The 14,620-nt window shown below is 64.5% G+C and carries 14 protein-coding genes; 10 read left to right on the top strand and 4 right to left on the bottom strand.

Annotated elements, in window-relative coordinates; translation table 11 throughout:
- Window positions 1-2: 2 nt before the first annotated feature.
- On the bottom strand, window positions 3-1,457 hold the full coding sequence (gene hydA / locus AC1RUR_RS23105; protein ID WP_492848175.1) for a dihydropyrimidinase: 1,455 nt from the start codon (window positions 1,455-1,457) through the stop codon (window positions 3-5).
- A 102-nt stretch (window positions 1,458-1,559) separates the two neighbouring features.
- Window positions 1,560-2,168, bottom strand: coding sequence for a TetR/AcrR family transcriptional regulator (locus tag AC1RUR_RS23110; protein ID WP_492848177.1), 609 nt, complete (start codon window positions 2,166-2,168; stop codon window positions 1,560-1,562).
- Window positions 2,169-2,271: 103 nt separating this feature from the next.
- On the opposite strand from AC1RUR_RS23110, the gene AC1RUR_RS23115 reads away from it, so the two are divergent.
- The 6 genes from AC1RUR_RS23115 to AC1RUR_RS23140 all read left to right on the top strand — a co-directional run bounded on the left by AC1RUR_RS23115 (window position 2,272) and on the right by AC1RUR_RS23140 (window position 6,617).
- Window positions 2,272-2,967 (top strand): PspA/IM30 family protein, encoded by a 696-nt coding sequence (locus tag AC1RUR_RS23115; RefSeq protein WP_492848179.1) that lies wholly within the window; start codon window positions 2,272-2,274, stop codon window positions 2,965-2,967.
- Between the two features lie 40 nt (window positions 2,968-3,007).
- Window positions 3,008-3,283, top strand: a complete 276-nt coding sequence (locus AC1RUR_RS23120; RefSeq protein ID WP_091966026.1) for a YiaA/YiaB family inner membrane protein — start codon at window positions 3,008-3,010, stop codon at window positions 3,281-3,283.
- A gap of 260 nt (window positions 3,284-3,543) precedes the next feature.
- A complete protein-coding gene (locus tag AC1RUR_RS23125) occupies window positions 3,544-4,608 on the top strand; it encodes an amidohydrolase family protein (RefSeq protein ID WP_492848182.1) in 1,065 nt (354 codons plus the stop codon).
- 194 nt (window positions 4,609-4,802) lie between these two features.
- Entirely contained in the window at window positions 4,803-5,915 is a 1,113-nt protein-coding gene (locus AC1RUR_RS23130) for an amidohydrolase family protein (RefSeq protein ID WP_492848184.1), read from the top strand.
- A gap of 8 nt (window positions 5,916-5,923) precedes the next feature.
- The gene (locus tag AC1RUR_RS23135) at window positions 5,924-6,337 is read left to right on the top strand and encodes a Rieske (2Fe-2S) protein (RefSeq protein ID WP_492848186.1); all 414 of its coding nucleotides are present in this window, start codon (window positions 5,924-5,926) and stop codon (window positions 6,335-6,337) included.
- A 73-nt stretch (window positions 6,338-6,410) separates the two neighbouring features.
- Window positions 6,411-6,617 (top strand): hypothetical protein, encoded by a 207-nt coding sequence (locus tag AC1RUR_RS23140; RefSeq protein ID WP_027547442.1) that lies wholly within the window; start codon window positions 6,411-6,413, stop codon window positions 6,615-6,617.
- A gap of 160 nt (window positions 6,618-6,777) precedes the next feature.
- Here AC1RUR_RS23140 and AC1RUR_RS23145 read toward each other — a convergent pair whose 3' ends face one another.
- Window positions 6,778-7,623, bottom strand: a complete 846-nt coding sequence (locus AC1RUR_RS23145; RefSeq protein WP_492848188.1) for an SDR family NAD(P)-dependent oxidoreductase — start codon at window positions 7,621-7,623, stop codon at window positions 6,778-6,780.
- A gap of 192 nt (window positions 7,624-7,815) precedes the next feature.
- Here AC1RUR_RS23145 and AC1RUR_RS23150 point away from each other — a divergent pair, with 192 nt between their 5' ends.
- The 4 genes from AC1RUR_RS23150 (at window position 7,816) to AC1RUR_RS23165 (ending at window position 13,055) form a co-directional block, all read left to right on the top strand.
- Window positions 7,816-9,312, top strand: a complete 1,497-nt coding sequence (locus AC1RUR_RS23150; RefSeq protein ID WP_492848190.1) for an aldehyde dehydrogenase family protein — start codon at window positions 7,816-7,818, stop codon at window positions 9,310-9,312.
- A 120-nt stretch (window positions 9,313-9,432) separates the two neighbouring features.
- A complete protein-coding gene (locus AC1RUR_RS23155) occupies window positions 9,433-10,560 on the top strand; it encodes an alkene reductase (RefSeq protein ID WP_492848192.1) in 1,128 nt (375 codons plus the stop codon).
- Window positions 10,561-10,784: 224 nt separating this feature from the next.
- Window positions 10,785-11,288 carry a GFA family protein gene (locus AC1RUR_RS23160; protein ID WP_492848194.1) on the top strand — a complete coding sequence of 168 codons (504 nt, stop codon included), beginning with the start codon at window positions 10,785-10,787 and terminating at the stop codon, window positions 11,286-11,288.
- A gap of 105 nt (window positions 11,289-11,393) precedes the next feature.
- Window positions 11,394-13,055, top strand: a complete 1,662-nt coding sequence (locus AC1RUR_RS23165; protein ID WP_492848196.1) for a thiamine pyrophosphate-binding protein — start codon at window positions 11,394-11,396, stop codon at window positions 13,053-13,055.
- A 117-nt stretch (window positions 13,056-13,172) separates the two neighbouring features.
- Here the strand turns inward: AC1RUR_RS23165 and AC1RUR_RS23170 are convergent, their stop codons facing one another.
- The gene (locus tag AC1RUR_RS23170) at window positions 13,173-14,552 is read right to left on the bottom strand and encodes an LLM class flavin-dependent oxidoreductase (protein WP_492848198.1); all 1,380 of its coding nucleotides are present in this window, start codon (window positions 14,550-14,552) and stop codon (window positions 13,173-13,175) included.
- Window positions 14,553-14,620: the final 68 nt, after the last annotated feature.

Here is a 14,620-nt window from a genome sequence, read left to right on the forward strand (position 1 = left end):
TCCTAGGGCGTGACCGCACCACGGCTCACCGCGCGCGGGGCGGTCAGCTCTTTCCAGGTCGAGTTGGCGACGTGCACCGGCGAGAACGCGGGACGCTCGACATAGTGTCCATCGCCGGCTTCGGCGCGCAGATCGCCATCCTTCCAGACGACGCGGCCGCGCGAGAGTGTCGCCGCCGGCCCGCCAGTGCAGGCAAAGCCTTCGAACACGTTGTAATCGATCCGGCTCATCTGCCGCTTGGCGCTGATGGTCTTGCTCGCCCTGGGGTCCCATACCACGATATCGGCATCGGAGCCGACGGCGACCGCGCCCTTGCGCGGATAGATGTTGAGGATGCGGGCGATGTTCGCCGAGGTTACCGCGACGAATTCTTCCTTGGTCAGCCGTCCCGTTGCGACGCCTGCGGTCCACAACAGTGCGAGCCGATCTTCGAGTCCGCCGGTGCCGTTCGGAATTTTCCTGAAGTCGCCGAGCCCGAACCGCTTCTGCTCGGTGGTGAAGGCGCAGTGGTCGGTCGCGACCACCTGGAGCGAGCCGGATTGCAGGCCCGCCCACAGGCTATCCTGATGCGATCTGTCGCGGAACGGTGGCGACATCACCCGCTGCGCGGAATGATTCCAGTCCTTGTTCTGATATTCGGTCTCATCGAGTAGCAGATGTTGGATCAGCGGCTCGCCATAGACGCGCTTGCCCGCAGCCCGCGCACGCGCGATCGCCTCATGCGCTTCGCGGCAGCTGGTGTGCACGATATAGACCGGCGTGCCGGTCATATCCGCGATCATGATGGCGCGGTTGGTGGCTTCGCCCTCGACCTCCGGCGGCCGTGAATAGGCGTGGCCCTCGGGGCCGGTGACGCCGCGCGTGATCAGCGCCTCCTGCATGAGCGCGACGATGTCGCCATTCTCGGCGTGTACCACCGGCATGGCCCCGAGATGGGCGCAGCGCGCGAACGAGTTGTAGAGCTCGTCATCGTTCACCATCAGCGCGCCCTTGTAGGCCATGAAGTGTTTGAAGGTGTTGATGCCGTAGGTTTTGACCACGGTCTCCATCTCGTCATAGATCTGCTTCGACCACGACGTCACCGCCATGTGGAAGCCGTAGTCGGATGCCGCCTTCTCGGATTTGTGCCGCCACTCCTGATAGGCCGCGAGCATCGACTGGCCGGGGTCCGGCAGGCAGAAATCCACCACCATGGTGGTGCCGCCGGTCAGCGCCGCCTTCGTTCCGGATTCGAAATCGTCGGCGGTGACGGTGCCCATGAACGGCATTTCGAGATGGGTGTGCGGATCGATCCCGCCCGGGATGATGTAGGCGCCGCCGGCATCGAGGATCTCCGTGCCCTTGGGCGTATCGAGCGATGTCCCGATCGCGGCGATGGTCTCGCCGTCGATCAGCACGTCCGCACGGCGCGAATGATCGTGATTGACGACGGTGCCGCCGCGGATGAGGAGGGGCATGGGAGACTCCGGAAGAGGGGGACCTCGCGAAGGCTAAGCGTGCCGGGCGCAATGCGACAGGCGAAATTTTAGTCACACGTCGCCAGCGGCTTCTCTCTGCCTCTACGCCGCGCGTGCGATCAATCCGTCGATCATCGCGCGCACGAGGATGGCGATCTCCTTGCGCAGCGCCGGCAGGGGAACGGCGACCAGCCTCTGCTCGAGCCCCAGCGCCACCATGCCGTGCACGGCCGAGAACAGGCTGCGTGCGGTGATGCCGAGTTCCTCCGTCCCCCGCTTTGGAAACAACGCCGCCAGCGGCGCGTAGATGTGACGGAACAGCTGCATCTGGTCGTCGACGGACCAGTCGGGGACATCCTTGTCGGGCTCCATGCGGTGCTCGAACATTGCGCGCCAGAGTTCGAGATTCTCCGCGGCGAAATCGCAATAGGCGATCGCGATGCGGACCAGCGTCTCCTGCGGCGATGGATTGCCCGCGCGTACCGCTGCGCTGAGCGCCTCGTCGAGCCGGAGCAGCGTGTGCGAGCCGACGCGCAGGACCAGCTCATCCACGTCGGCCACGAGATTATAGACCGCGCCATTGGCGCAGCCGATCTCGCGGGCCAGATCGCGGGTTTTCAGGCCCGCCAACCCCCGGGTCGCGATCATGCGTTCCGCCGCCAGGATCAGGTCGGCCCGCAATTTCTCTCGACGCTCCAAGGCTTTAGTCATTTGTTAACCAAATTCGTGAGCGTCGCTCAAATATTTATTGAACGATGTTCAAGTTCTCTGCTACAAAGCATCTGTGAGCAACGCTCATAACAGGGAGATGCAGATGTTCAAGACCGTCGTGACACTTTTCCGCGGCAGTGTGGCCGCCGCAGGCGAGGAACTGGAGGACCGCACGGCCCTTCTCATCCTCGACCAGCAGATGCGCGATGCGGCTGCGGCCGTCGAGCGCAGCAAGCGGACGCTGGCGCTGGCGATCGCGCAGGACCAGCAGGAAGGCCGCAAGCTCGAAGCGACCGTCGCCCGTATCGCCGATCTCGAGACCCGCGCAGTTGCGGCGCTCGATGGCGGCCGCGAGGATCTCGCCAGGGAGGCAGCCGAAGCCATCGCAGGCTTAGAGGCCGACCGCGATGCGGCGATGACGGCCCGCGCGCTGTTCGCGACCGAGATCATCAAGCTGAAGCGCCACGTCGCAAGCGCGCAGGCCCGCATCACCGAGCTCGATCGTGGCCGCCGTGTCGCCCGCGCCTCGGAAGCGGTGCGCTCGCTCCGGCGCAGCGGCATCGAGGCGGCACGTCCCTACGAATCCACGCTGCCGGAGGCGGAGAGCACATTGCGGCGCCTGCGCGAACGGCAGATGGAAGCGCAGGCCGCCGATGACGCGCTGGTCGAGCTCGATGCGGCGACCGGTCCGCTCGCCACTGCCGAACGACTCGCCGAGCAGGGCTTTGGCCCCCGGCTCAAGACGACCGCGGACGATGTGCTTTCGCGGCTGAAGTCCAAGCGCCCGCCGACTGCCTGAACTCAGATCCTATCATCAATCGAACCAACAGGAGACCATCATGAACCAGAACGGCCAGCCCCATAGCAGCGCCTGGGTCACCTTCACCTACGCGTCATTCGCGGCCTCCGCCTTCCTCATCGCCATCGGCATCTTCTTCCTGCCGATCGACTTCTGGATGAAGGGCTATCTCACCATGGGGATCGTGATGCTGATCCAGACCTGCATCACGCTGACCAAGACGGTCCGCGACAATCACGAGAGCAGCCGCCTGGTGAACCGCATCGAGGATGCCAAGGCCGAGCGCCTGCTGATGGAAGTCTCCAAGGCGGCTTGAGGGGAGAGCAAATAGAAGCGTGAAGCCATTTGCAATATGGGCGGTGGATGCCAAAGCATCCGCCGCCCATGCCGTATGTCGTCCACCATCGAGCCATCGCCGCTCGCGATGATCGCAGAGCCCGATATCGCGCCTGCGAGATGCAACCGAGCCATGACGGATCGCGCGGGCGTGCGCCCTTGCGTGGCACCGCGGGCAGGAGCACTCTGTGTGAGCGGCGCATAAGAACGCCACCAATGAGATTTGCGCGAGGAAGCTCCATGGCGGTGACGCGGATCGACTGCGACATCCACCCGGCGGTTGGTGGCACGCGCACGACGCTGTTGCCCTATCTCAGCGATCACTGGAAAGAGCAGGTGGTGAGCCGCGCGATCGATGGGCTCGACCTCACCTCCTATCCGCCGAGCATGCCGTTGTCGGGGCGTGCCGACTGGCGGCCGGCGAATGGCGCCAAGCCAGGCTCCGATCTCGCAATGGTGCAGAAGGGCGCGTTCGAGCAGCTTGGCGCGAGCCACGCGATCCTCAACGTGCTCTATGGTGCGCAGGCCGTGTTCGATGCCTACATGGCAGCCGACTTCTGCAAGGCGATCAACGACTGGATCGCTGCTGAATGGCTGTCGCGCGATCCGCGCTTGCGTGCGTCCATCGTGGTGCCGATGCAGGCGCCGGATCTCGCGATCGAGGAGATCGAGCGCCGCGCCGGCGACAATCGCTTCGTCTCCATCCTGGTGCTGGCGCAGGGCGAGACGTTACTGGGACGGCGGCATTTCTGGCCGGTCTATCAGCTTGCGGAGAAATACAAGCTGCCGCTCGCGATCCACGCCGGTACGCAATATCGCCAGGCGCCGAGCTCCGCCGGCTGGCCGTCGCATCGTTATGAATACTACTTCGTCGAGGCGCAGGCGTTTCAGGCGCAGATCCTCAGCCTGATCTACGAGGGCGTGTTCGGCAAATATCCCGATCTCAAGGTCGTGCTGATGGAATCAGGCGTGAGCTGGTTGCCGGCCTTCATGTGGCGCGCCAACAAGACCTGGCGCGGCGTGCGCGTCGAGGTGCCCTGGGTGGAGCGCGAGCCGGCATCGATCATCCGCGACAATTTCCGCGTCACCATGCAGCCGTTCGATGCACCTCGCGATGCGAAAAGCGTCGAGGAGATCATCGACCAGATCGGCTGCGAAAAAATGTTCCTGTTCGCGTCCGACTACCCGCACTGGCAGTTCGACGGCGACGATCCGATCCCGCCGAACCTGCCGAAGGGCATCATCGCGAAAATGTGCGCCGACAATCCGCTGGAGACGTTTCCGCGGCTCAAACTGAATGCGTGAACTATGTTGAAGGTATCCAACTTCGAAGCCGCATCGCAGGTGCTACACCTCTCCCGTAGGGAGAGGTCGGATCGCATCGCAAGATGCGATCCGGGTGAGGGCCTACGCTGCAGCGCGTTTGCCGCGCCCCCTTACCCGGCGCTTCGCGCCGACCTCTCCCCGATGGGGAGAGGTGAAGCGGACTGGAGGTTCGCATGAGTGATGTCATCGACCGTCCGTTGCGTGACGACGAAAAGCCCGCCGCATCAAAGCTGCGCATCGTCGATTGTGACGTCCATCCGAGCTTGCGCTCGACGGACGATCTCAACGAGTTCCTGCCGAAACGCTGGCAGCAGCATCTGAAAGAATATGGCAGCCATCTGCGCACGCCCTATCTGTTCACGACGCCCTATCCGCGGTCGTCGCCGCTGATCGCGCGGCGTGACGCATGGCCGCCGACCGGCGGGCCACCCGGCTCCGATCTCGCTTTCATGCAGAAGCAGCATCTCGATCCGCTCGACGTCGAGTTCGGCATTCTGCAGGTGCTCGATCTCTTCATCTTCTCGCAGCAGAACCTCGAATTCGGGGCCGCGATCCAGCGTGCGATCAACGACTGGCAGCTGGCATTCTGGACGCACCGCGATCCCCGCCTGAAGGCGTCGATCCTGGTCGGGCAGGACGGGATCGATCTTGCGATTGCCGAGATCGATCGCTGCGCCAAAACAGGTGAATACATCCAGATCAACGTCTCGCCGCGCGCCAACGAGCCGCTCGGCCGCCGCCGCTATTGGCCGATCTACGAGCGCGCGCAGGCGCTGGATCTGCCGCTCGGCATCCATGTCGGCGGCTATGGCGGCCACGCGCCGACCGGCGGCGGCTGGCCGTCCTATTATGTCGAAGAGCACCAGTCCAATGCCCACACCATCGCCGCGCAGCTTGCCAGCCTCGTCATCGAGGGCGTGCCGGAGCGCTTTCCAAAATTGAAGATCGTCTTCATCGAGGGCGGCTTCGGCTGGATCCCGTCGGCGGTGTGGCGCATGGACCAGCACTTCGAACGTTTTCGCAGCGAGGTGCCTCATCTCAAGCGAAAACCGTCCGAATATGTCCGTGAGCATTTCTGGTTCACGACGCAGCCGATCGACGAGCCTGATGAGGCGCGGCATCTGTGTGCGCTGATCGAGTGGGTCGGCATCGACCGGTTGTTGTTCTCGTCGGACTATCCGCACTGGGACTTCGACGATCCGCGCTTCGCCTTCAAGACGCCGCTCACGGAGGCCGAGCGGAAGAAGATCTTCAGCACCAATGCCCGCGCGGTCTACAAGTTCTGAGAAGGGTCATGGCCCGTCACATCGTCGCCCGCACCACCGAGATCCCGCCCGGCGGCAACAAGGTCGTCGATATCGCGGGCCGCGACATCGTCGTGTTCCACGTCAACGGCGAGTTCTTCGCGCTCCTGAACCGCTGCCCGCATGAAGGCGCGCCGCTGGAGAAAGCCGCCTGCGTGGCGCGGCTGACCTCGCCCGAGCCGGGCGTCTATGAGCGGTCGCGCGTCGGCGAGATGCTGCGCTGTCCCTGGCATGGCTGGGAGTTCGACATGCGCAACGGCCAGTCCTGGTTCGATCCGACACGCGTCAAGATCCGGTCATATCCGGTCGCGGTGGAGCGCGGCGAGGAACTGCGGAAGGGTCCGTATGTTGCCGAGACGTTTCCAGTGCATGTCGAGGACAGTTATGTGATTGTCGAGGTCTGAGCTGCCTTTGCGGATTGTGATTTCATCGCAGGTGCGATATGGCTCTCGCGCTTTCCAGAGGCGGAGATGAGCTTTGTCGAAACAATCCCTGCGTGAGGAGGCCGAGCGCCTGATCCGCGAATCGATGGAAAAGAAGACCATCGTCGTCAAGCAGGGCGATACCCGGATCGAGGCGGTCTGCGGCAAGTGCGGCGCCCCGAACCGGGTGCAGGCGCCAAAGGGCCAGAGCCGCGTCAAGTTCGCCTGCAAGAATTGCGGACACCAGCAAGAGACGCTGTAGAGGCGCTTGCGTTTTACCCTCTCCCCTTGTGGGAGAGGGTGGCTTCGCAGAGCGAAGCCGGGTGAGGGGTTCTTTCCTCACGAACAGTCGCGCGAGTGGAAAGAACCCCTCATCCGGCGCTTCGCGCCACCTTCTCCCACAAGGGGAGAAGGAAAAAGACCTAGCTCCCCTCCACAAATCGCTTGAACGCATCTGCGTAATCCGTGTGCCAGCGCGACAGCGGCGGGCGGTTCTCGACGATGTCGCCGGCGGCCCAGAGCATGCGCTTTTCGTCGAGCGCGCGCGGCACGTCGTTGTCCGGGCACAGGATGTAGAAGTCGCCGGCTTCCAGCCGCGCCAGCATGAAATCCACGGTCTGCTCGGGCGTCCAGGCTCCCGCCGGCTTCTCGGTGCGGCCCTTGGCGGTGAGCCCCGTGAAGACGAAGCCCGGAATGAGCAGGTGCGCCGTGATGTGGCAGTCTTCCGTGTTGCGCAGCTCATGCTGGAGCGCCTCGGTGAACGCCTTTACGCCGGCCTTCGAGACATTGTAGGCGGGATCGCCGGGCGGCGTGGTGATGCCCTGCTTGGAGCCGGTGTTGATGATCAGCCCGGCCTTGCTGCGTGCGATCATGTTGGGCGCGAAGGCCCGCGAGCCGTTGATGATGCCCCACATGTTGACGGCGATGATGCGCTGCCAATTGTCGGGTTCGCCAAACAACGTGCTGCCGGGCTGGATGCCGGCATTGTTCATGAGCAGGTCGGTGCCGCCGAAATGCGCGCCAACGGCGCGTTCCAGTTCCTTCACGCTCTCGGCTTTGCCGACATCGACGGCAAACGTCATCACATGTGCGGCAGCCGTAACGGATGACAGTTTTGTTGCGGCCTCTTGCAGTCGCCCCTGGTCGACGTCGGCGACGCACACTTTCATTCCCGCGCGCGCGAAGGCCATGGCGGCGGCGAGGCCGATGCCGGATGCGCCCCCGGTGATCACAGCGACATTGCCCTTGGTGATGACAGGATGCGACATGGCTCATTCTCCGGGGAGGGGCGTCAAGTTCGATCGAGCTATAACATGGCGAGTGTTCGACCCTGCACAAGTCGGCATGGGAGGTCTTCGTTCCGCGCCGCCTTTACGCCTCTCCGGCACCGCTGTATTCTCCCTGACCTAACGGTCCCACCGAGATCGAAGCCAATCAATGACCTGACAGGGAGAGCAGCCATGGCTGTGTCGCAGGCTATTCCGATTACGCGCCACCCGTTCGCCAACGGGTCCTACAAGCAGATGCTGATCGACGGGAAGTGGGTCGACGCCGTTTCCGGCAAGCGCTTCGAGAGCCGCAATCCCGCCACGGGCGAGTTGCTCGCAACCGTCGCCGAGGGCGACAAGGAAGATATCGACCGTGCGGTTGCCGCCGCTCGCCGGGCCTTCGAAGGTCCCTGGAGCAAGGTCAAGCCGTTCGAGCGGCAGAACCTGCTGCTGAGGCTTGCCGATCTCGTCGAGAAGAATTTCGACGAATTGTCGCAGCTCGACACCCTCGACATGGGCGCGCCGCTCAGCCGCACGCGCGCCTATCGCCTGCGTGCCGTCGGCATGCTGCGCTATTACGCCGGCCAGACCACCGCGATCCACGGCGAGACCATCGAGAACTCGCTGCCGGGCGAAATCTTCTCCTACACGCTGAAGGAGCCGATCGGCGTCGTCGGCGCCATCATTCCCTGGAACGGTCCGCTGACCGCGACGATCTGGAAGATCGGCCCGGCGATCGCGACCGGCTGCACCGTGGTGCTCAAGCCCGCCGAAGAGGCGCCGCTGACCTCGCTGCGCATCGCCGAACTTGCGATGGAAGCCGGCATTCCGCCCGGCGTCGTCAACGTCGTGCCCGGTTATGGCGAGACCGCGGGCGCTGCGCTCGCCTCGCACCACGACGTCGACAAGGTCGCCTTCACCGGCTCGCATGTCACGGGACAGTCGATCATCCGTGCCTCTGCCGGCAACCTCAAGCGCGTCTCGCTCGAGCTTGGCGGCAAGTCGCCGGACATCGTGTTCGCGGATGCGGATCTCGATGCCGCCGTGCCCGGCGCCGCGATGGCGGTGTTCGCGAATTCCGGCCAGATCTGCAGCGCCGGCACGCGCCTGTTCGTCGAGCAGTCGATCTACGAGGAGTTCGTCGGCCGCGTCGCCGAGTTCGGCAAGAGGCTGCAGGTCGGCAACGGTCTCGATCCCAATGTGCAGATCGGCCCGCTCGTCTCCGAGCAGCAGCTCGAGCGCGTCACCGGCTATCTCGATATCGGCCAGAAGGAGGGCGCACGGGCGCTCGCCGGCGGCGGCCGCGTCACCGAGGGCGCGTTGTCGAAGGGCTTCTTCGTCTCGCCGACAGTGTTTGCCGGTGTCCAGGACAATATGCGCATCGCGCAGGAGGAGATCTTTGGCCCGGTCATCTCCGCGATCGCTTTCAAGGACATGGACGAGCTGGTCAAGCGTGCCAACAACACCACGTTCGGCCTCGGCTCGGGCCTGTGGACGCGCGACGTCAGCAAAGCGCATGCGGTGGCAAAATCGCTGCGCGCCGGCTCGGTGTGGGTGAATTGCTACCAGGCGATGGACCCGGCGGTGCCGTTCGGCGGCTACAAGATGAGCGGCTACGGTCGGGAGTCCGGCAAGCAGCACGTCGAGGAGTATCTCAACGTGAAGGCCGTCTGGATCAAGACGGCGTAACGCCTGTTCTCTCCTCGCGTTCCGCGGAAGGGAATATCTGCTTTTTGAGGGGCGGTGCCTTTTCCGGCGGCCGCCCCTCGCTATATGATCCGCATCCTTCCATAGCCAATTGGGGCCAGTATGAAATATCCGGCGTTGTTCAAACCGTTGCAGGTCGGTCCGTACAAGCTGGCGCATCGCGTCGCGATGGCGCCGCTCACGCGCATGCGGGCCGAGCGCGACAGCTTTTCGCCGCGACCGCTCAACGCCGAATATTACAGCCAGCGCGCAACGAAGGGTGGCCTGATCATCGCCGAAGCCTCGCCGGTGCTCTCGCACGGCCGCGGCAACCCGGCGACGCCCGGCATCTATTCGGAAGCGCAGATCGCCGGCTGGCGGAAGGTGGTCGATGCCGTGCATGCCAAGGGCGGCATCATCTTCCTCCAGCTCTGGCATGTCGGTCGGGTCTCGCATTCCTCCTTCCACGGCGGCGCGTTGCCGGTCTCGGCCTCGGCGATCGCGATCAAGGCCGAAGGCATGAAGGCGATGACGGCCGACGGCAAGATTGCCGACTACGAGACACCGCGCGCGCTGCAGACGGACGAGGTCAAGGGCATCGTCGAGGCCTTCCGGCAGGGCGCGAAGAACGCGCTCGCCGCCGGCTTCGACGGCGTCGAGATCCACGGCGCCAACGGCTACCTGCTCGAGCAGTTCCTGCAATCGCGCAGCAACCAGCGCACCGATCAGTATGGCGGGTCGATCGAGAACCGCGCGCGGCTGCTGCTCGAAGTCACGCAGGCCGCGATCGACGTCTGGGGCGCAAACCGCGTCGCCGTCCGGCTGTCGCCCCACGGCATCGCCAATGATTCCGGCGAGCCTGATCCGATGCCGCTGTACACGCATGTGGTGAAGGCACTCGACAAGCTCGGCCTTGCCTATCTGCATTTCATCGAGCCGCGATCCAGCGGCGCCGGCCGCGCCGACGTCAACTGGCAGAACGTGCCGTCGGCAATGGTGCTGTTCCGTCCGCTCTACAGCGGCGTGCTGATGACGGCCGGCGGCTTCACCGGCGAGACCGCGAATGCGGCCCTCGCCGAGGGACACGCCGACATCATCGCTTTCGGCCGCATCTTCATCTCCAACCCCGATCTTCCGCGGCGGCTGGAGCAGGGTTATCCGATCACGCCGTACAACCGCGCGACGTTCTATGGCGGCGAGGAGAAGGGGTATACGGATTATCCTGTTTATGACGAGCTGACGCCGGCGTAGCCGCTCTTCGTAGCCCGGATGGAGCGCAAGCGAAATCCGGGTTTGATCCCGCGAGGCATAGGTCCCGGATTGCGCTTCGCTCCATCCGGGCTACGGGTCTATATTCGTCGCTCCGACGAGCCCACGAACTCCGTCATTGCGAGCGTAGCGAAGCAATCTAGAATCTTTCCATAGAGGCAGTCTGGATTGCTTCGCTGCGCTCGCAATGACGATGGGGAAGCACCATGGCCAAAGCCGCAGTCACCGCAGGTATAGCCACCGGCCAGTGCCTCTGCGGCAAGGTCACCTTCGAGATCGACGTTCCCGCGCGCTGGGCCTGGCATGATCATTCCGCGGCCAGTCGCCGCGCCCATGGCGCGGCTTACGCGACCTATGTCGGCAGCTGGAAGAAGCGCTTTCGCATCACCTCCGGCAAGACCGCGCTCACGCGCTACGAGGACAAGGCGACCAAGACCACACGCAGCTTCTGCTCGCATTGCGGCACGCCGATCGCCTATGAGCGCCCGCGCGGGCCGCACATGGTCAACATCCCGCGCGCACTGTTCAAGGAGCGTACCGGCCGCCAGCCGCTCTATCACATCGCCATCGAGGAGCTGCAGGAATGGGCCTATACCGGCGAGCCCCTGGTGCCGCTGAAGGGTTTTCCCGGCGTGGTGTGGCAGCGCTCGAAAAAGAAGAAGCGGGCGGGCGGCGAGGATCCGTTCGAATTGGGTCGCGAGGAGATGTAGCGCACGCCCGCGCAACGCAGCCATGACCGCGCTTCCTTGCGCGCCCCCTTCGATTTCGGCCATCATGCCTCCGTCCTTGCGGCAACGTCCGCTCCTGGAGGAAACATGAAGAACAAGATCACCGGCCGCTCCGCCTTTCTCGCGCTGCTCAAGGACGAGGGCATCACGCATCTGTTCGGCAACCCCGGCACCACCGAGCTGCCGATCATGCATGCGCTGAAGGACCACCCTGACCTCACCTATGTGATGGCGATGCAGGAGAGCCTGGTGGTCGCGATCGCCGATGGCTACAGCCGCGCCTCCGGAAAGCTCGTCGCCTGCAACGTCCACGTCGCGCCCGGCCTCGGCAACGCCATGGGCTCGCTCTACAACGCCCAGTTCACGGGCACGCCGATGATCCTGACCGCGGGCCAGCAGGAGCAGGGTCATGGCCTGATGGAGCCGGTGCTGTATGGCCCGCTGGTGCGGATGGCCGAGCCGCTGGTGAAATGGGCGGTCGAGGTGACGCGGCTGGAGGATCTGCCGCGCATCGTGCGCCGCGCCGCCAAGGTTGCGATGACACCACCGACCGGGCCGGTGTTCATCTCGCTGCCGGGCGACATTCTCAACAGCGAAGCCGGCATCGATCTCGGCCGCTCCACCCGCATCGACGCGCGCACCAAACCATCGGACGAGGCGCTGAAGGCCTTTGCCGCCCGTCTGCTGAAGGCCGAGCGTCCGGTCATCGTGACCATGGACGAGGTGGTCAAGAGCGACGCGCTGAAGGAGGCCGCTGAGTTCGCCGAGCTGCTCGGCGCGGCCGCCTTTCAATCCTCCACGCCCTATGGTTCGCACTTCCTCTCGGAAAGCCCGAGCTTCGTCGGCACGCTGGCGCGCGTGCAGAAGGTCGCGCGCGACACACTCGCGCCTTACGATCTCCTGATCGCGCTCGGCGGCGATCCCCTGCGGATGTCGGTCTATAGCGAAGTGGACGCGCTGCCTGATGGACTCGGCATCGTGCAGATCGGCCTCGTCGATTGGGAGATCGCCAAGAATTACGGCGCCGAGATCGCACTGAAGGCGGACGTCAAGGAAACGCTACGCGCGCTGATCCCGGTACTGAAGGAGATGGGCGGTGTCACACTTGCGAGCCGCGCCAAGCAGCGTCTCGCCGAGCTTGCGCCGAAGAACTGGACCGCGCGCCGTGCCGCGCTGGTCGAACAGATCGGCAAGAGCGCCGGCCGCAGCCCCATCGATCCGGATTTTCTGGTGCTGCAAATGGTCGAGGCGATGCCTGACAACGCCATCTTGGTCGACGAAGGGCTGACCTCCAGCCGCCAGATCACAGCGTTGCGTCCGCACCGCGATCGCTTCGGCTATCACGGCCTTGCATCGGGCGGCATTGGCTGGGGCCTGCCGGCGTCCGTCGGCGCCAGCATCGCCAATCCGGATCGTTCCGTCGTTTGCTTCTCCGGCGACGGCAGCGCGATGTATTCGATCCAGTCGCTGTGGACCGCGGCACATCACAAGCTGCCGCTCAACGTCGTCATCGCCAACAATGGCGGCTATCGCATCATCAAGCAGCGCCTGCTCGCCTTCCACGGTGACGACAATTACGTCGGCATGGATTTCGTCGATCCGCCGGTGGATTTCGCGGGGATCGCGAAAGCGCTGGGCTGCGAGGCGATCAAGGTGAGCGATCCTCGCGAGCTGAAGGCGACACTGTCGTCGGCATTCGGCCGGCCGGGGACGAAGCTGATCGAGGTGACGGTGGACGGGAAGGTGTGAGGGCATACTGTCTCCACCGTTATTGCGACGAGCACTTGCGATGAAGCAATCCAGACTGCTTCCGCGGAGGGGCTCTGGATTGCTTCGCTGCGCTCGCAATGACGGGGAGGCGGTGGCCTACCCCGTCTTCCCCACCCGATACCCCGCCGCCGGATGCGGCGCGCCAAGCCGCGCGCGGCCATCGCCGAACAGCTTCTCCCGCAGCGTGCCCTTTGCGTATTCCGGCTTGTACCGCCCGCGCCGCGTCAACTCAGGCACCAGCATGTCGGCGATGTCCTCGAAATCGCCGGGCGAGATTGCGAAGGCGACGTTGAGGCCGTCGACGTCGGTCGCCTCGAACCATTGCTCGATCTTGTCCGCCACCATCTCCGGCGTGCCGACCACGACAGGACCGGCGCCGCCGATGCCGACATGCTCGATGACGTCGCGCACGGTCCAGACGCGATCAGGGTCGGCGCGGGTGACGTTGTCCATCGCGCTGCGGCCGGCATCGTTCTGGACGTGGCGGACCTGCTGGTCGAGGTCGTAGCCGGAGAAGTCGACCCCGGTCCATCCCGACATCAGCGCCAGCGCGCCTTCGGGGCTGATATGGCGGCGGTAGTCGGCATGTTTTTCCTTGGCTTCCGCTTCGGTCCGCCCGAGGATGATCGTCATCATCGAGAACATCAGGATCTCGGCCGGGTTGCGGCCGAGCGCGGCGGCCTCCTGGCGGATCGCGGAGACCCGCGGTGCGATCACTTTGGCCGACGGTCCCGACATGAACACGCATTCGGCGTGACGCGCCGCGAACTGGCGGCCGCGCGGCGAGGTGCCGGCCTGGTACAGCACGGGCGTGCGCTGCGGCGACGGTTCGCTGAGGTGAACGGTGTTATTGATGCGATAGTTCGCGCCCACATGATTGACGCGATGAACCTTGGCGGGATCGGTGAAGATACCGCGCTTGCGGTCACGCAGCACGGCATCGTCCTCCCAGCTGCCTTCCCAGAGCTTGTAGACGACCTCCATATATTCGTCGGCGATGTCGTAGCGGTCGTCATGCCCGATCTGCTTGTCCTTGCCGGCGCCGCGCGCGGCACTGTCGAGATAGCCGGTGACGACGTTCCAGCCGATCCGGCCCTCGGTGAGATGATCGAGCGTCGACATCCGCCGCGCGAACGGGTAGGGCGGCTCGAAGGAGAGATTGCTGGTAACGCCGAAGCCGAGATTTTGCGTCACCGCCGCCATCGCCGAGAGCAGGAGCAACGGCTCGTTCGACGGCGTCTGCGCTGCATTGCGCAAAGCTGCGTCAGGGCTGTTGCCATAGACGTCGTAGACGCCAAGCACGTCGGCCAGGAACAGCCCGTCGAAGCGGCCGCGCTCCAGCGTCCTGGCAAGATCGATCCAGTAGGGCAGGCGATTATATTCGGCGGTGCGGTCGCGCGGATGGGTCCACAGGCCCGGTGACTGATGCGCCACGCAATTCATCGCAAAGGCGTTGAGCCTGATCTGCTTGGCCATGATGGTCCCCCGGCGCTTGTACTGAGCGCTCTTCGAATGATAGATGTGCGCCCCAACTTGGCGAAGTT

Source organism: Bradyrhizobium sp. GW821-FHT12B03 (genome assembly GCF_058807535.1).